Origin of the sequence: Antarcticibacterium arcticum, from assembly GCF_007993795.1 — a bacterium.
In the GTDB taxonomy this organism is placed as follows: Bacteria; Bacteroidota; Bacteroidia; order Flavobacteriales; family Flavobacteriaceae; genus Gillisia; species Gillisia arctica.
In genome coordinates, this window is record NZ_CP042476.1 from 144,036 (window position 1) to 161,221 (window position 17,186).

Sequence of the window (17,186 nt, forward strand, 5' to 3'; positions counted from 1 at the left end):
TAAATTAAAAAACCTCCTGTTTTATTGCAGGAGGTTTTTTATTATTGAAAAGAGTTGTCTAGAATCGCGCATTTATTCCAATATAGGCACCAAAAGGATGCCCGGGCCTTAATCCCGATGGAACGCGTGAAGCGGCGTATTCGTTATTTAGGGCATTAATGATATTTCCTGTAAAACTGAAATTGGAATTTAAATGATATTTAGCTGAAAGGTCTACTATAAAATTGGAATCTACCTTATAGTTTGCCGGGATTTCACCAGTTCCGGCAATGGTCCTGAATTCCCCACGGTAACGCCCGTTTAAGTTAACAGCAAATTTTGCGTGTTCCAATCCAATCCCGGCAAAGAATTGATGATTTGGAATGTATGGCATTTCATCGCCTTCTTCAACCACACCCCAAATTTCAGATCCGCTTTCGAAACTATTTTTAAATTCCGTATGAGTATAGGTATAGGAAAAATTCACCGGAATTCTAAAATTGGTGCTTCGGCCAGAAAGGATATCATAATTAAGCAATAATTCAAGTCCTTTAACTTCCACTTCGCCAGCATTGAATTGATCCAGGGATCCGGTTCCTCCTGTAGCGGCAAGATCACTTCCAAGCAGGTTGCTGTAATCGTTATAAAAACCTACTACCTCTCCGGCAAATCCAAGGAAATTAAAGCGGGAACCTAGTTCATAGTTGATGCTTTCCTCAGGCTTTTCTCCTGCACTGTTGCCGGGAGGTGAGAAGCCTTTATGAACCCCTCCAAAAACATTAAAATTGTTGTCAAACCTGTAGTTAAATCCAATTCCGGGGATAAAAACATCCACCTTATTCTCTTTTTCGGTTAAATTAGAACCGGTTCTGTTTAGGTCCGATGTTCCATAGTTCTGTTGTCCCAGGGTGATATTTTCGTATCGAAGCCCCGGAGTAAAAGTCCAGTTATTGAATTTGATCTTATAGAGAACGTAAGAAGCAAATGCGTTGGCATCACTTATCCTGTTAGCATCTGTTCCCGGAGTCCCTGCAGTATTTAAAGTCATAATCCCGTTGGTAATATCATAGGTGTCAACCCATTGAAACCGGTCTTCCTCATCGTAATGATAGCGCATTCCTACTTCTAAATCGTGAAAAACCGTGCCAGTATACCAGTGATAATCAAATTTGGTTTGTACCCCTTTCGAAGTATATTCCCTGTTGTTGTTTTTCATCCTTAACGCATTGGCATCAGAATTTGAAACCCCTGTTATAATACTATAAGCCTCAGGAAAAGAAGCAGGATCCTCTAAAAGATTGGTTAAATTAACCCTTGCTCCGTTGGCGTTAAGGTCATTTAATTTAAACCAATTTCGGCTAAATTCATTGTAATAACCGGTGGTGGTAATTTTAAAATAATCGCTGAAGGCAAGAATATGGGTGGCCATAAATTGAAGGTGTTCAGCATTCATCTGGTCTTTTTGGGAGGCTGCATATCTTCGGAAGGGATTTTGTGAAAAATCTGCTTCCGTCAATCCAAGATATGTTTCATCTGATGTTTCATCTGAATACTGAAATTTAAATTCCAGTTCCTGCCCAATTTTTGCTTCTGGGTTAGTGTTTACTTTAAACTTGGCTACCAGATCATCCTTATCAAATCCTGTATCTCCACCATTGTCCAGGTCTTTAAATCCATTTGACCTGTAATTTTGATATTCTAACATATATCCAAAATTCTTATGGGAATTCCCGGCCTTCACGTGGAGGTTGGAAGTATTAAAACTGCCGTAAGTTGCCAGCACAGACCCGGAAAAAGCAGTAGGTATTGGAGTTGACACAAAATTAATGGCTCCCCCAGATGTAAATGGGCCGTATTGTACCTGGCTGCTTCCTTTTAAGATCTCCACCGCTTCCATTCTGGCCACATTGGGGAAATAATAAGCTGCGGGTGCACTATATGGGGCAGGAGCTATAAGAACTCCATCTTCCATTATTGTGATCTTGGAGCTTCTTTCAGGAGAGGTTCCCCTCAAACTAATATTGGGTCGAAGGCCAAACCCATCCTCTTCGTATACGTTCACACCGGGTACAGAATTAAATACCCTGTTTATATCAGTGTAATTATGCTGTTTTAATTCGGCGGGGGAAATGTAGTAAGCGGACCCGGTCCTGTTCTGGGCTTCAAATTTACTACCTAATAAAACCTTGGCAGATATTACTACCTCGTTTAAAGATTCAATAGAATCCTGTTTGGTTTGTGTGGGGGTTTGTTGCGCAAATAAGCCACAGGAAGTACAAACGGCAAGCGCACCAAATAATCGTAATTTCATTATTATTTAGATTGGTTATAGATACGGGCGCAAAATTATATTTGTAAATCTAATCCCGCAAGTTTATTTAGATTAAATTTAAATAAAATTTTGAATGAAGTTGAAACTCAGACTAATAGCGGGTTTAGGCGTAATTATATATTACCTAATTTATAAATTTTAACCAAATTTATTCGGTTCAAATAATTTAAAACTATTCTAAATAACCTATATTTGGCCTTCTAAATCATAATTATGAAAAAATTTCTGGTTACCATAACTCTGCTTACAGCTTTAGTTTCCTGCAAGGAATCTGCTAAAAACGAAAACCCCCAGGAGAGTGAAGAAAGTAAGGTGGTAAATGTATATACCCATCGTCATTATGAAGCAGATCAGCAATTATTCAAAATGTTTGAAGATCAAACAGGAATTAAGGTAAATGTGATCAATTCCAATGCAGATGAGCTCATTCAAAAAATGAGCATGGAAGGTAAGCAATCTCCCGCCGATGTTCTTATTACCGTAGATGCTGGAAGATTGACCAGAGCTAAGGACCAGGGGCTTTTACAACCAATTGAGTCCAAAATTTTAAATGATTTGGTTCCTTCTAATTTAAGGGATCCCGAAAATCAATGGTTTGGTTTAACCAAAAGAGCCAGGATCATTGCATATGCAAAAGACAGGGTAAAACCCGGGCAACTTTCTACCTATGAAGACCTTGCTACAGATAAATGGAAGAATAAATTACTTATTCGCTCCTCTAGTAATATTTATAATCAATCGCTTCTTGCATCTATTATTGTAAACAATGGCGAAGCAGAGGCAAAGAAGTGGGCGGAAGGAATGGTGAGAAATATGGCGCGTGCCCCAAAAGGAAGCGATAGGGATCAGGTAAAAGCGGTTGTTGCAGGCGAAGGAGATCTTGCAATTGTAAATTCCTATTATATAGGTCAAATGTTGAACTCTTCAGATCCTGAAGAGGTTGAAACCGCCGGGAAAATTGGCCTTTTCTTTCCAAATCAAAATGATCGTGGCACTCATATGAATGTGAGTGGTGCAGGGGTTGCCAAATATGCTCCCAATAAAGATAATGCCATAAAATTTATTGAATTCCTTGTTTCAGAAGAAGCCCAGGAAATTTTCGCCAATTCAAATTATGAGTATCCTGTGATCTCTACTATAGAGCCTGCAGGTTTACTGTTGGATTGGGGGAATTTTAAAGAAGATCCACTATTGTTGTCGAAATTGGGTGAAAATAACAAAAAAGCAGTTTTAATATTTGATGAAGCAGGCTGGAAGTAATAATTTTTTTTCAATAAGATACCGGTTAGAGCGGTTAAAAAGGGATAGTAACAGATGGTCAATTTTCACATTGGCCATTATTCTTTTTATTGCCTTGCCGGTTATTTCTATTGGGGTTAAGCTTTTTGCCGGGCCGGGCGAGACCTGGCGCCACATTGTAGATCATCTGCTGGTAGATTATATAGGAAATTCTCTTTTTCTGGTTGCGGTTTGCAGTATTCTGGTTTTGATAATGGGTGTTTCTACCGCCTGGCTGGTAGCAAGGTTTGAGTTTCCATTGAGAAAACAAATGGAATGGCTCTTAATTCTTCCGCTGGCAATTCCCTCGTATATTGTTGCGTATGCCTACGCCGGAGTTTTTGATTATGGCGGGAGCATGGATCTTGTTTTTAGAGGGCTTGGCTGGGATTTTATTCGAATAGATATTATGAATAAAACTGGGTTAGCCTTTGTGTTAAGTGTTTCCCTTTTTCCTTATGTATATGTGAGTTCGCGGGCTTTTTTTTTAAATCAGGCTAATAATCTCCTGGAAGCCTCCAAGATGCTGGGGGTAGGAGAGATGAGATCATTTTTTAAATTAATGCTTCCCCTTGCCAGGCCGGCAATTGTTGCAGGGCTTATTCTGGTACTTATGGAAGTGCTTAATGATTACGGCGCGGCCCAATATTACGGGGTGAGTACTTTTACTACCGGGATCTTTCGGGCATGGTTTTCCCTTGAAGAACCTGAGACGGCTGTATATCTATCGGCTTTATTGATAGTAATAGTTTTTGCGCTGATCCTTTTTGAAAAATGGCAACGACAAAATATTAAGGTTTCCTCTTCTAAATCCAACAACACCTATATTCACCGGAAGGAGAGCAGTGGTTGGATGCAATTTTTTATCCTTTTGGCAGTATTGATCCCGGTCGTATTAGGATTTTTTATACCCCTTGCTCAACTGGTTTATTGGGCATTTTTAACTGCACATAAAGTTTTCAATTTAGATTTTTTACTGCTTTCTGTGCAAAGTTTCGGGATAGCCTTTTTAACCGCGGTTGTTACAGTAATAGTTGCAACCCTGCTTATTTATTTTTCTAAATGGAGTTTTCTTGGTTTTATAAAGAATATTGCGCGAATAGGAATATTAGGTTATGCTATTCCCGGGGCCGTAATTGCTATTGGGATCATGATCCCCACGCTGGCATTTGATAAATGGCTTATCAATACCCTGGACCAACTTTTTTCTATTAAGATCGGACTTCTTATAAACGGAACCCTTGTTGCGCTGGTTTATGCCTATTGTGTAAGATTTCTTGCCGTTGCATTTAACCCGATAGAATCAACATCCCTCAAGGTAAGTAAGACAATTCCAGATTCTTCCAAAATGCTGGGAGTTGGGAATCTAAGGACCTTTTTAAAAATTGAATTTCCCCTTATTAAAACCGGAATATTTAGCGCCTTGATCCTGGTTTTTATAGATATTTTAAAAGAATTACCCCTTACGCTCATTTTAAAACCCTTTCATATAAACACACTTGCGGTGAAAGCTTACGAATATGCCAGCGACGAAATGGTGATGGAAGCAGCAATTCCTTCATTATTTATTATCTTCACAGCAGCTTTGCCCGTGATATTTTTGAACAGATTGCTTATAAAGAAATAATATGTTAACCATTAACTCGCTTTCCAAAAGTTTTGATAAGGGCAAAAGTTATGCGCTTAACAAAGTTTCCTTCAAATTGGAGCAAGGGGATATATGTGCCGTAGTGGGGGAGAGTGGAAGTGGAAAAACCACCCTTGTAAGACTCATTGCAGGCCTTGAAAGGCCTGATCATGGTACCATAGAACTAAACGGTGAGGTAGTTTCTTCATTAAAAAAACTGGTCCCACCCGAAAAAAGAAAAATTGGCCTTGTTTTCCAGGAATATGCCTTATTCCCTCACTTGACCCTTTTGGAGAATGTGCTTTATGGAATATCCAAACAAAAAAATAAACAGGAACGTGCCCGGGAAGTACTTGAATTGGTAGGCTTAACCTCTATGGAGAACCGTTATCCACATCAACTCTCTGGCGGGCAGCAACAGCGGGTAGCACTGGCAAGGGCGTTGGCTCCCAATCCTTCATTGCTTATCCTGGACGAACCTTTCAGCAATCTTGATGCTATGTTGCGTATGCAGTTGCGCAGCCAGGTTTTTGAGATCATCAAGAAAACCGGGGTTACCGCTATTTTTGTTACGCATGATACTCAGGATGCCCTTTCTGTTGCCGATGAGATCCTGATTCTTCAGAAAGGCGAAGTTGTTCAAAAAGATGAGGCCGCCAATTTATATATTAAACCAAATTCTGTGTATGTTGCCTCTTTATTTGGCACCACCATTCAGCTGAATAAAGCATTGCAAACGGCATTTGAATGTCCTTTGAATGCCAATTGTTGCCATGCCATAAGAAATGAGAGCCTCACTATTAATTCAGATTGTGAGTACGTAACCCACGCAAGTGTGCTTAAAAAGACATTTTTGGGAGATAATATTCAGTTATTGCTGAAACTTGATAACGGGGAGCAACTTACAGTACTTACCAAGGAAAGAAATATTGAAGAAAAGATCACCATAGGATTCAATTCCAAAGACGTTCTTGAATTTTCTTCCTGATCAATTTTACCTCCGCAGAATTTCCTAATTTTTACTCTTTTAATTCCCTAAATATCAATTTTCCAACTGGTTTAGGTTTGGGATAAAAAACGTATATTTGCACGCAATTAAATCTTTAATTGCTATGACTGCACACGATTCCAAAATTATAGGCGAAGGATTAACGTATGATGATGTTCTGCTTGTCCCTGCTTATTCTGAAATTCTGCCCCGCGAAGTAAGTATTCGCTCAAAATTCACTAAAAATATTCCTATCAATGTTCCTATAGTTTCTGCGGCTATGGATACTGTGACCGAAAGTAAAATGGCTATAGCCATGGCGCGCGAAGGTGGTATTGGGGTGTTACATAAAAATATGACCATTGAGCAGCAGGCGGTAAAGGTTAGGAAAGTTAAGCGGGCAGAGAGCGGAATGATCATAGATCCTGTTACGCTACCCTTAACCGCGAAGGTGAAGGATGCCAAACAAAATATGCAGGAACACAGCATTGGAGGGATTCCTGTAATTGATGAAGAAGGAAAGCTTCTTGGAATCGTGACCAACCGTGACCTTCGATTCGAAAAAAATGAGAGCAGGCCTATTTCAGAGGTGATGACATCGCAAAATCTTGTCACCGTTGCAGAAGGGACATCGATGGATGAAGCTGAGGAGATCCTGCAACAACACAAAATTGAAAAACTTCCTGTTGTAAATAAGGATAAGAAACTTGTGGGTTTGATCACCTTCCGGGATATTACAAAACTCACCCAAAAACCAATCGCCAATAAAGATTCCTTCGGAAGGTTACGCGTCGCGGCGGCAATTGGAGTAACCGGAGATGCTCTTGAACGTGCCGAAGCTTTAGTGCAGGCAGGAGTAGATGCGGTGATCATTGATACTGCCCACGGCCATACTAAAGGAGTGGTAAATATTTTAAAAGAAATTAAAAGGAATTTCCCCGATCTTGAAGTGGTAGTAGGAAATATAGCTACTGCCGAAGCAGCTAAATACCTGGTAAAAGCCGGTGCCGATGCGGTGAAGGTGGGAATAGGCCCTGGATCTATTTGTACCACAAGAGTGGTTGCAGGAGTTGGTTTTCCGCAATTCTCGGCAGTACTTGAAGTAGCAGCTGCCATCAAGGGAAGTGGTATTCCTGTAATTGCAGATGGGGGAATACGTTACACAGGAGATATTCCCAAAGCAATTGCCGCGGGAGCAGATTGTGTGATGCTGGGATCATTGCTTGCAGGTACAAAAGAATCCCCGGGCGAAACCATCATATTTGAAGGAAGAAAATTTAAATCTTACCGCGGCATGGGATCTGTTGAAGCTATGAAAAAAGGTTCAAAAGACAGGTATTTCCAGGACGTTGAAGATGACATTAAAAAACTGGTCCCTGAAGGTATCGTTGGCCGGGTTCCTTATAAAGGAGACCTGGAGGAAAGTATTCATCAATTTATTGGTGGGCTGCGTGCAGGAATGGGATATTGCGGTGCAAAGGATATTGAAACTTTAAAAGAGACCGGTAAATTTGTAAAAATAACATCGGCGGGAATTCACGAGAGTCATCCACATAATGTGACCATAACTCAGGAATCTCCGAATTACAGCAGATAAATTATTCAGCTTTAAGCAAAATAAAAAAGGCGGTCCCGAAAGGCCGCCTTTTAATTTAAAAAAAATGAGTCGAATTAATTGGTTACTTTAATTCCCAACTTCCCAAGAACTGCATCTGTAATATCATATGCAGGATCTGCAAAGGCAAGGGCATTTGCACTCGCATTGATGATCTGGGTGTATTTTTGTTCAGCAATAACCTCCTTCATAGCTGCATCAATCTTTACATATAATGGTTGGGTAAGCTCATTACGTCTCATTTGTAATAGTACAGAAGCCTTTTGCCTGAAATTCTTAATATCGTTTTCAAGAGCAATGATTTCATTTTCCTTTGTAGCTTTATCTTCATCAGATAAGGTTGCATTGGTAGCCTGATAATCGGCAATCTGGTCTTCGTAGCTCTTAATGGTCTTTTGCAGTTCTCCCTGCAGCTCGGTATTGTAGTTTTTCAGGCCTTCTTCAACAGTGGTGATCTCAGGTAACTGAGACAGGATAAATTCTGCATCTATAGTGCCTACTTTTGTTTGAGCCTGGGTGCTCATTCCGGTTAAAAAAACCAGAAAAATTAAAATGTATTTTTTCATGTTTATTATATTTTGAACAAATATAAAAGAGCCGTTTAAATAAATAGAATTAAAATCACTTATTTTCGTGTTCCGTATATACCGTGGCTCTGTGAGGTTTAAGAATATCGCGATAGGTCATTATTTGCGATTCGGGAACTACCCAGAAGGCGGTAGCATGCATATCTGATATACTTTCAACTCCTGTTATATGAAAATGTTCCAGGTTATTTGATTTTATAAATTCTTTAATGTGAATCTCGTGATGGGTTGCAGTTTGCAAGGCGCCAAAACCCCGAAAATCCCAAATCAGCTTTATTTGTCTTTCCATTTATTTTAGTTGTGCAGGACGCTTTTACCTTCTTCAGCAAAGGATTTAAAATCCTGCATGAATTGCAGGGATTGTTTTTTAAAAGATCCCGGCATAAAAGTACCTATTAATTTCATAAAACCCGAAAATTGAAATTCGCTGTCGGCAATCCACATGGTTTTATTTTCGGGTTCTTCTTCAAAATAATTTTTCTGAATATTAAATACCCCCGGGGCTTCATAGGTGGCATGAAATTTTTTAGGATACACCCTTTTAAGAATTGTTTCAACCATTGAGATCTCCCTTTTCCCCATTTGGTATTTAAGTATGGAGCGCGACCCTTCCTCCCCCTGTAAACCGCTAAGGTGTTTATAGGAAATAAAACCGCGTTGCCAGTGTTTATAATTGGCCGGGTCCTCCATTTTATTGATGACTTCCTCCCGTGGAAGATCTATCAAAATTTGGTGAGAAAATTTCATCTTGGTGCTATTATTGTATCCTCCTCTAAAGTAATTCAGAAAATTGTAATATTCATTATAATTTGCTGAAATTGAAATCGTTTATAGTAATAGCTTGTTTTAGGTGGTGGAATTCTTATTTTTGCCGCTATATTGTATTATAGGCTATCGGGGTTTTTTATACCCGCAGTTTTAATTGGTTTATTTAATGAAAAAACACAGCTTTAAAATTTTTCTTGCTCTTGGCAGTCTTTTTCTTACCGGCTGCGACTATTTTGAAAAGGAAGAGGAAAGGGAAGTGATAGCCCGTGTGAATGAAAGTTACCTTTACAGAGAAGATGTGGAAGCGCTGGTAGATGAAAGCATATCACCGGAAGATAGTGTGCTTATTGTTTCAAATTTTATAACCCGTTGGGCAACTCAGCAATTATTAATTGATAAAGCAAAGTATAACCTGAGTTTAAGGCAGCAACAGGAATTTGACGAGCTGGTGCGTAATTACAGAAACGAGTTGTACACCAAGGCCTATGCAGATGCTTTGGTATCAAAACAATTGGATACAGCTTTTAATCAAAGTGAGGTGGAGGCGTATTACGAGGAACATTTGGAAAGTTTTAAACTTAATGAGGATCTCGTAAAATTAAGGTTTATAAATCTTTATAAGAATAATATAGATTTACAGGATATTCAACGAATGTTTCGGCGGTTTAATGATAAAGACAAACAGGAACTGGATAAAATTGCCCTGCAGTTTAAAGCCTATTCCTTCAATGATTCGGTTTGGGTAAGTGCCAAATCTGTTTACTCTAAAATTGGACCTCTTAATGACTCAAATAAAGGGCAGTTATTAAAAAAATCCAATTTTCTTCAGCTTGAAGATTCATTAGAAGTATATTTGGTTTTTGTAAATGATGTTTTATTGCGAAATGAACAGGCACCACTGGAATATGCCAATCCCACCATTAAACAAATCCTTCTTAACAAAAGAAAAGCAGGCTTAATAAAAGAATTAGAAAAAGATATAACACGAGATGCAATTGAAAACAAACAATTTGAAATTTATAATTAAGGGTTTTAGCCTACTGGTATTTTTTGCAGGTTTAACTCAGCAAAACTTTGCACAGCAGGTTGTGGTGACAGACAGTACTGCAATCCAGCCTAAAACTGAAATAGCCGAAGTTCAACTCCAGAAAGGAAATGTTCAACGTTACAAAGTTGATGGGATTGCCGGAGTTGTAGGTGCCTATGTGGTTCTTGACAGTGATGTTGATATGATGTATCAGGATTTGAAAAGTCAGGGTGTTTCTACTGCTAATATTACAGATTGTGAACTGTTCGGTAGTTTGCTGGAAAACAAGTTGTACGCCCATCACGCCATTCAGGATAGTATAATTGTTTCCAATGCTGAACTTTCAAACCAGGTAGACCAACAAATCTCTCAAATGGTAGGTCAAATTGGTTCTATGGAAAAAGTTTTGACCTTCTACAAAAGGGAAACGGAAGCCGAGTTTAGAAGTGAGCTATTAGAGATCAACAAGCAGCGGGAACTAGCTACAAGAATGCAGCAAAAGATCATTGAAGGGGTTGAAGTTACTCCAGATGAAGTGCGGTCTTATTTTGAATCTATTCCCAAGGATGAACTTCCTGTATTTGGAGATGAGGTAGAGATCGCACAAATAGTTATTAAACCTGAAATACCGCAAAGCGAGAAACAAAAGATTATTGCACGCCTTCATGAAATGAGGGAAGATGTGATAGATAATGGAGCAAGTTTTAATACCAAGGCAGTATTATATTCTCAGGATCCTGGTTCAAGTAAGGATGGTGGAAGAATGATCATTTCACGTAAGGACGGGTTGGATAAGGATTTTAAGGATACCGCCTTCAGCCTTCAGGAAGGGGAAATAAGCGAGCCGTTTGAATCTCAGTTTGGTTTTCACATTATTAAAGTTGATAGGGTAATTGGTCAAAATCTTGAAATCAGACATATTTTGCTTATTCCTGATGTTACCCAAGCAACCATGGATAAAGCCAGAAAACAATTGGACAGTCTGCGCAACAGGATAATTGCCAAGGAGATCACTTTTGCTGAAGCTGCCAAAAAGTATTCTGATGAAGAAGAAACTGCTGCCAATAGCGGAAGATTGATAAATCCTACTACAGGAGATACGAGATTGGAATTAACCAAAACTCCCCCGGAGATCTATGACCAGGTAGTTAATTTAAAAGAAGGGGAAGTATCTCTTATTCTTACTGACCAGGATCGTACGGGTAGGGCCTTTTTCAAGATCATTACAGTAAACAAAAGGTTCAGGGAACATACGGCAGATTTTGCGCAGGATTACATGAAGATCCAGGATCTTGCATTGCGTTCTAAACAAATGGATGTTATAGAGAAATGGCAAAAGGAAAAAATTTCTGACACCTATATAAAAATTAACGGGAAATACCGGAATTGCGAGTTTTCCAGCAATTGGTTAAAAAAATAAAACAGCAATATGTCTGATGTTACCGCGGTAGAGAATTTTGTGGTAACCCATAAAAAACTAAAGCAAGAAATTGCTAAAGTTATTGTGGGACAGGATGAGGTTGTAGATCAAATTCTTTTATCTATTTTTTCCGGAGGGCATGCGCTACTTATTGGGGTACCAGGCCTTGCAAAGACCTTAATGGTTAATACTATTGCCCAGGCTTTAGGCCTCGAGTTCAAAAGGATCCAGTTTACACCAGATCTTATGCCCAGTGATATTCTGGGATCTGAGATTTTGGATGAGAACAGGCATTTTAAATTCATAAAAGGCCCTGTGTTTTCCAATATAATTCTGGCCGATGAAATTAACCGGACCCCTCCCAAAACCCAAGCAGCCTTGCTTGAGGCCATGCAGGAGAGAGCAGTAACCGTTGCCGGCAATCATTATAAACTGAGTCTTCCATATTTTGTACTGGCAACTCAAAATCCTATTGAACAGGAGGGAACCTATCCCTTACCGGAAGCTCAACTCGACAGGTTCATGTTCGCGATCCATTTGAATTATCCATCTTTTGCTGAAGAAGTGGATGTTGTTAAAAATACAACCTCCAATTATGAAGCAAGTATTGATCCTATGTTCTCCGCCCAGGATATAATCGACATCCAAAAGCTGGTCAGGCGGGTTCCGGTGTCTGATAATGTGGTGGAGTACGCTGTAAATCTTGTAGGGAAAACACGCCCACAAGGAAAAACCGCTCCGCAGATTGTTCGGGATTATGTAGATTGGGGAGCAGGCCCAAGGGCATCCCAGAACCTTGTACTTGCAGCGAAGGCCCATGCTATAGTTAATGGCAAATTCTCTCCAGATATTGAAAATATTCAGGCCGTAGCCCTTGGAATTCTGAGACACCGTGTAATTAAAAATTACAAAGCCGAAGCAGAAGGAATTACGGAGGAACACATCATTAAAAGCTTATTTTAAAATCTTCCGCAATTTTCCATATTCAGGAATGACCCAATTTTGAATTAGTTACAGGGTTACGGTTGTAATCAGCTATTCTCAAACTTTTTGGTTTCTCTCTTTTTTTACTGTCTTATTTAGCTCCCGTATTTTATTTTTTTTCTACGGAAAGCTATCTCTCATCTTGGCAGAAATAAATTTCAGAAGACTGGGTAGGCTCAAAGTTTTACCAATTTCGTAAAATCCTCTTTCCAAATTCCGGATTTCGTAAATACCGAATCTATTTTTTGTAAAAAATTGAATTATATACAATGAATATTCGGTTTAAGTTGGAATTTTTAATAATCATTCAAATTTTGTACTTTTGCAAAGCTTTTAAGAAAATAAAAAATCACACATATGGCATACGATATTGATATGATCAGGAAGGTTTACAGCCAAATGACACAACGTGTAAATAAAGCACGTGAAGTTGTGGGAAAACCTTTAACGCTTTCAGAAAAAATACTTTATTCGCATTTATGGGACGGGGAAACTACCCAGGCCTTTCGTCGGGGTAAGGACTATGTAGATTTTGCACCAGACAGGATTGCCTGCCAGGATGCAACCGCCCAAATGGCCCTGCTGCAATTCATGCAGGCTGGTAAAAAAACAGTGGCAGTACCTACTACGGTTCATTGTGACCACCTAATTCAGGCAAAGTCTGGGGCGTTTCTGGATCTTCAGGCTGCCAATAAGTCCAGTAGAGAAGTTTTTGATTTTTTAGAATCTGTATCCAATAAATACGGGATTGGTTTCTGGAGACCGGGAGCGGGAATCATTCACCAGGTGGTTTTGGAAAATTATGCATTTCCCGGTGGAATGATGATAGGAACAGATTCTCATACAGTAAATGCCGGAGGTCTGGGAATGATCGCAATTGGGGTTGGAGGCGCAGATGCCGTAGATGTTATGGCCGGAATGGCTTGGGAATTGAAATTCCCTAAACTTATTGGAGTTAAATTAACCGGAAAATTATCCGGCTGGACCGCTCCAAAAGATGTGATCTTAAAAGTTGCCGGAATCTTAACCGTGAAAGGTGGAACAGGTGCCATTATTGAATATTTTGGCGAAGGAGCCCGCTCTATGTCGGCTACCGGGAAAGGAACTATTTGTAATATGGGTGCCGAAGTTGGAGCAACCACTTCCACCTTTGGGTATGATGATTCAATGGAGCGCTATCTTAATGCCACCAATCGTGAAGATGTTGCTAGTGCTGCCAATGAAATAAGAGAATATCTTACAGGTGATGATGAAGTGTATGCAAATCCCGAACAATATTTTGATGAAGTAATCGAGATCAACCTTTCTGAATTAAGGCCACACCTTAACGGGCCTTTCACTCCAGATCTTGCCACTCCTATTTCTGAAATGGCTGTAAAAGCCAAGGAAAATGACTGGCCAATAAATGTAGACTGGGGGTTGATAGGTTCATGTACCAACTCTTCCTATGAAGATCTTACGCGTGCCGCTTCAATTGCGAAACAGGCAGTAGATAAAAAAGTAAAAGCAAGGTCTGATTTTGGAATTAATCCGGGTTCTGAAACCATTCGTTTTACAGCAGAGCGTGATGGCTTACTTCAAATCTTCGAAGATCTTAATGCGACAATATTTACCAATGCCTGCGGCCCATGTATTGGCCAGTGGGACAGAAGTGACCGTAAAGGTGATGAGAAGAATACCATAGTGCATTCTTTTAACAGGAATTTCTCCAAACGTGCAGATGGAAATCCCAACACGCATGCATTCGTAGGGTCCCCAGAGATGGTTGCCGCTATTGCAATTGCGGGTAGACTGGATTTTGATCCTACCCGTGATAAATTGCTTAATGAAGACGGGGTAGAAGTAATGCTGGATGAGCCTACAGGAATTGAACTTCCTCCAAAAGGATTTGATGTTGATGATCCGGGATATGTTGCCCCATCTGAAGACGGAAACCATGTGGAAGTAAAGGTCGCTAAGGATAGTGAGAGATTGCAATTACTGGAGCCTTTTGAAGAATGGGATGGGAATAACCTAACCGGTGCAAAATTGCTTATAAAAGCATTTGGAAAATGTACTACAGATCATATTTCAATGGCAGGTCCCTGGTTGAGATTTAGAGGTCATCTGGATAATATCTCAAATAATATGCTTATTGGTGCCATTAACGCCTTTAACATGAAAACAAATTATGTGAAAAACCAGATCACAGGGGAATATGATGGTGTTCCGGTGGTACAAAGAGCTTATAAGGCGGCAGGAATTCCAACAGTTGTAGTTGGAGATCACAATTATGGTGAAGGTTCTTCGAGAGAACATGCAGCCATGGAGCCACGGTTTTTAGGAGTAAAGGTCGTTCTTGTGAAATCCTTTGCAAGGATACACGAAACCAACCTTAAAAAGCAGGGAATGCTGGGTATTACATTCCAAAATGAGGCAGATTATGACTTAATCCAGGAAGATGATACTTTTAATTTCACAGACCTTGAGAATTTTGCACCGGACAGACCTTTAACTATTGAGGTGATTCATGCAGATGGCAGTAAAGATATTGTGATGGCAAACCATACATATAACCAACCGCAAATTGAATGGTACAAAAATGGATCGGCATTGAACCTTATTAAAAAACAAAGTGCCGCCTAATTAACGGATTATAATTTTTTAAAACCGCGAATTTTACGGAGTTCGCGGTTTTTTTATTTTATGTAGAAATAAAAGGTGGATTCCCCTCGAAATAAATATGAAGCGGCCTTATTTTTTAAAAAATGAATATATTATTAGCCGGTTTCCACTTAAAATAAGAATTTCAAATTAGGAGCAGGCGTGTAAATTTCTTTACTTTACAGGATAAAAGCTTTGTAATGAAACTCTTTAAAAATCAATGGTCAAACATACTTATTGGGGTAATTATTCTTGCATTTATCATCCCGGGAACGCGGAAACCAATACAGATATTTTTAAATAAAATATTTTCTTTTAGCCCCTCCATTACTTCTGAAGAGGACAGAAAATCTATTGCGAGCTATGAATGGACTCTCGAAAAAAATAACAAGGACCGCGCAAATTTATCTGAAAGTGAAGGGGAAGTAGTGCTTATAAATTTTTGGGCGACCTGGTGCCCTCCCTGTATCGCCGAGATGCCCAGTTTTCAGGAATTGTATAAAGATTACCAGGATAAAATAACTTTTATATTTGTTTCTTCAGAAGATCATGAAACAGTTCGTGGATATTTGAATCGAAAAAGTTTTACCCTGCCTGCTTACAGGCCATTAAGCCAGCCTCCTGCCCCTATGAATGGAAATACGCTCCCTACCACGTATCTATTGGACAAACAGGGAAATATTGTAATTAAAAAAGTAGGAGCTGCCGACTGGAACAGTAGTAGTGTAAGGGAAACTATTGATGGGCTATTGGTAAAATAGTCAAGAATATTTTTCAAGTGCAGCGGAAGATCAAAATGTTTTTCTGAAAAACGATCTTAAGAATTGAGGATGATAGAGAGAAAACATAATTTTTAGATCTTCAGTAACTGTGGTTTCTTCATCAAGGAATTTAAATATTTCCTGCGGAGAGTTTTTACTGTATAATTTACTAAAGATATCTTCTCCCATTTCATTATTTCTTGCCAAAACATCCAGAAAAATCGCATCATACCAGCGAAATTTTTTATTGGTAAGATCTTCCCCTGGTTCAGCTCCTCTTTTAATATTTGAAATAATTTGTGTTACTTTTTTTTCTGTATGTTTAAAAGAGTATCCAGATGATCCTTTTACCCAGGATCCTGCCGTACCAATCTTGGTAATTCTGGGGGTAGTGTCTTTATGAAAAGGATAGGTTGTCATGGGGATTACACCTTTTTCCGTTTCTTTTATCTGGTATTCATTAATGTTTAGAAAGGTTTCTATATAAGTCTTTAATTGATGATCATAGATAGCTTCTTCAGTAAGAAAAGGGGTAAAGAAAGTATATTCTATAAGTGCCTCTGTAGGAGATAGGGGCAGTACATATGTAAAACTTGTACTTCCTTGATATTTCAACCGGTAATCCATCATAGTAAAGATCTCAGGATCAAATCGAGCTTCATTGGTGGTGATCTTCCAGCCTTTGAAGTGCTGAAAAACAGTGGAAGTTTCAGGATCATTGAGGTAGTCACCTGTTATGCGGCTGTCAAATATATGTAAGGCACTGTAAGAATCTTTACTGCCGTAAGCTATGCATGAAGCCTCGTCTATAGATTCGATCTCATCTGTTATAAATGTAACATTGGGCAAATCTTTCAGCCGTGATCTTATATAATTGTAAAAATCCAGAGACCGCAGCATTTTATAGGTATAGGGCAAAAGGTCTAGTTCTATGTTTTTTTCCGAAGAAATAAAAAGTCCCCGTTCCCAGCTCTTATATATAATATCGTCCCATTTACCTTTTCCCTGCTCCCAAAAACACCAGGTTTTATCATTTGTATCCTTTAACGAAGGATCAATTACTGCAAAGGTTTTTTGTTCAAAAAATCTGTCGGTCCCAAATTCCAGTGCCAGCTGAAGTCCGGCCAGGCCTCCCCCAATGATTATGTAATCATAATTTAAAGACATTTAAAGTGTA

14 protein-coding genes are annotated in these 17,186 nt (G+C 39.2%); 9 read left to right on the forward strand and 5 right to left on the reverse strand.

Annotated elements, in window-relative coordinates:
• Nucleotides 1–58: 58 nt before the first annotated feature.
• Nucleotides 59–2,290, reverse strand: a complete 2,232-nt coding sequence (locus FK178_RS00625; protein WP_146830018.1) for a TonB-dependent receptor family protein — start codon at nucleotides 2,288–2,290, stop codon at nucleotides 59–61.
• Nucleotides 2,291–2,524: 234 nt separating this feature from the next.
• Here FK178_RS00625 and FK178_RS00630 point away from each other — a divergent pair, with 234 nt between their 5' ends.
• The 4 genes from FK178_RS00630 to guaB all read left to right on the forward strand — a co-directional run bounded on the left by FK178_RS00630 (nucleotide 2,525) and on the right by guaB (nucleotide 7,801).
• Nucleotides 2,525–3,571 carry a Fe(3+) ABC transporter substrate-binding protein gene (locus tag FK178_RS00630; RefSeq protein ID WP_146830020.1) on the forward strand — a complete coding sequence of 349 codons (1,047 nt, stop codon included), beginning with the start codon at nucleotides 2,525–2,527 and terminating at the stop codon, nucleotides 3,569–3,571.
• On the forward strand, nucleotides 3,552–5,216 hold the full coding sequence (locus tag FK178_RS00635) for an ABC transporter permease (protein ID WP_146830022.1): 1,665 nt from the start codon (nucleotides 3,552–3,554) through the stop codon (nucleotides 5,214–5,216). Before FK178_RS00630 ends, FK178_RS00635 begins: the two co-directional genes overlap by 20 nt.
• 1 nt (nucleotide 5,217) lies before the next feature.
• Nucleotides 5,218–6,204 (forward strand): ABC transporter ATP-binding protein, encoded by a 987-nt coding sequence (locus FK178_RS00640; RefSeq protein ID WP_146830024.1) that lies wholly within the window; start codon nucleotides 5,218–5,220, stop codon nucleotides 6,202–6,204.
• Nucleotides 6,205–6,328: 124 nt separating this feature from the next.
• Nucleotides 6,329–7,801, forward strand: a complete 1,473-nt coding sequence (gene guaB / locus FK178_RS00645; RefSeq protein ID WP_146830026.1) for an IMP dehydrogenase — start codon at nucleotides 6,329–6,331, stop codon at nucleotides 7,799–7,801.
• A 74-nt stretch (nucleotides 7,802–7,875) separates the two neighbouring features.
• On the opposite strand, the gene FK178_RS00650 is transcribed toward guaB, so the two are convergent.
• From FK178_RS00650 to FK178_RS00660, 3 genes are read right to left on the reverse strand one after another with little or no spacing between them, the layout of a single operon-like run.
• On the reverse strand, nucleotides 7,876–8,385 hold the full coding sequence (locus FK178_RS00650; protein ID WP_146830027.1) for an OmpH family outer membrane protein: 510 nt from the start codon (nucleotides 8,383–8,385) through the stop codon (nucleotides 7,876–7,878).
• Nucleotides 8,386–8,440: 55 nt separating this feature from the next.
• Entirely contained in the window at nucleotides 8,441–8,695 is a 255-nt protein-coding gene (locus FK178_RS00655; protein WP_146830028.1) for a hypothetical protein, read from the reverse strand.
• A gap of 5 nt (nucleotides 8,696–8,700) precedes the next feature.
• Nucleotides 8,701–9,153: an SRPBCC family protein gene (locus FK178_RS00660; RefSeq protein WP_146830029.1), complete on the reverse strand. Its 453-nt coding sequence runs from the start codon at nucleotides 9,151–9,153 to the stop codon at nucleotides 8,701–8,703.
• Between the two features lie 187 nt (nucleotides 9,154–9,340).
• Between FK178_RS00660 and FK178_RS00665 the strand changes: the two genes are divergently transcribed.
• The 5 genes from FK178_RS00665 to FK178_RS00685 all read left to right on the forward strand — a co-directional run bounded on the left by FK178_RS00665 (nucleotide 9,341) and on the right by FK178_RS00685 (nucleotide 16,009).
• Complete coding sequence (locus FK178_RS00665; protein WP_146830031.1) at nucleotides 9,341–10,201, forward strand: peptidyl-prolyl cis-trans isomerase; 861 nt, start codon at nucleotides 9,341–9,343, stop codon at nucleotides 10,199–10,201.
• Nucleotides 10,164–11,621 carry a peptidylprolyl isomerase gene (locus tag FK178_RS00670; RefSeq protein WP_146830033.1) on the forward strand — a complete coding sequence of 486 codons (1,458 nt, stop codon included), beginning with the start codon at nucleotides 10,164–10,166 and terminating at the stop codon, nucleotides 11,619–11,621. Before FK178_RS00665 ends, FK178_RS00670 begins: the two co-directional genes overlap by 38 nt.
• Nucleotides 11,622–11,630: 9 nt before the next feature.
• On the forward strand, nucleotides 11,631–12,584 hold the full coding sequence (locus FK178_RS00675) for an AAA family ATPase (protein WP_146830034.1): 954 nt from the start codon (nucleotides 11,631–11,633) through the stop codon (nucleotides 12,582–12,584).
• 378 nt (nucleotides 12,585–12,962) lie between these two features.
• Entirely contained in the window at nucleotides 12,963–15,230 is a 2,268-nt protein-coding gene (locus tag FK178_RS00680; protein WP_146830036.1) for an aconitate hydratase, read from the forward strand.
• Nucleotides 15,231–15,448: 218 nt separating this feature from the next.
• Entirely contained in the window at nucleotides 15,449–16,009 is a 561-nt protein-coding gene (locus FK178_RS00685) for a TlpA family protein disulfide reductase (RefSeq protein ID WP_146830038.1), read from the forward strand.
• 30 nt (nucleotides 16,010–16,039) lie between these two features.
• Here the strand turns inward: FK178_RS00685 and FK178_RS00690 are convergent, their stop codons facing one another.
• The gene (locus FK178_RS00690) at nucleotides 16,040–17,176 is read right to left on the reverse strand and encodes a lycopene cyclase family protein (RefSeq protein WP_146830040.1); all 1,137 of its coding nucleotides are present in this window, start codon (nucleotides 17,174–17,176) and stop codon (nucleotides 16,040–16,042) included.
• Nucleotides 17,177–17,186 lie beyond the last annotated feature (10 nt).

Bases quoted from the DNA above. Each gene is read 5' to 3' on its own strand.
- FK178_RS00625 (WP_146830018.1), bottom strand. From the start codon at position 2,290: ATGAAATTACGATTATTTGGTGCGCTTGCCGTTTGTACTTCCTGTGGC.
- FK178_RS00635 (WP_146830022.1), top strand. From the start codon at position 3,552: ATGAAGCAGGCTGGAAGTAATAATTTTTTTTCAATAAGATACCGGTTA.
- FK178_RS00690 (WP_146830040.1), bottom strand. From the start codon at position 17,176: ATGTCTTTAAATTATGATTACATAATCATTGGGGGAGGCCTGGCCGGA.
- FK178_RS00655 (WP_146830028.1), bottom strand. From the start codon at position 8,695: ATGGAAAGACAAATAAAGCTGATTTGGGATTTTCGGGGTTTTGGCGCC.
- FK178_RS00630 (WP_146830020.1), top strand. From the start codon at position 2,525: ATGAAAAAATTTCTGGTTACCATAACTCTGCTTACAGCTTTAGTTTCC.
- FK178_RS00640 (WP_146830024.1), top strand. From the start codon at position 5,218: ATGTTAACCATTAACTCGCTTTCCAAAAGTTTTGATAAGGGCAAAAGT.
- guaB (WP_146830026.1), top strand. From the start codon at position 6,329: ATGACTGCACACGATTCCAAAATTATAGGCGAAGGATTAACGTATGAT.
- FK178_RS00675 (WP_146830034.1), top strand. From the start codon at position 11,631: ATGTCTGATGTTACCGCGGTAGAGAATTTTGTGGTAACCCATAAAAAA.
- FK178_RS00665 (WP_146830031.1), top strand. From the start codon at position 9,341: ATGAAAAAACACAGCTTTAAAATTTTTCTTGCTCTTGGCAGTCTTTTT.
- FK178_RS00670 (WP_146830033.1), top strand. From the start codon at position 10,164: ATGCAATTGAAAACAAACAATTTGAAATTTATAATTAAGGGTTTTAGC.
- FK178_RS00660 (WP_146830029.1), bottom strand. From the start codon at position 9,153: ATGAAATTTTCTCACCAAATTTTGATAGATCTTCCACGGGAGGAAGTC.
- FK178_RS00680 (WP_146830036.1), top strand. From the start codon at position 12,963: ATGGCATACGATATTGATATGATCAGGAAGGTTTACAGCCAAATGACA.
- FK178_RS00650 (WP_146830027.1), bottom strand. From the start codon at position 8,385: ATGAAAAAATACATTTTAATTTTTCTGGTTTTTTTAACCGGAATGAGC.
- FK178_RS00685 (WP_146830038.1), top strand. From the start codon at position 15,449: ATGAAACTCTTTAAAAATCAATGGTCAAACATACTTATTGGGGTAATT.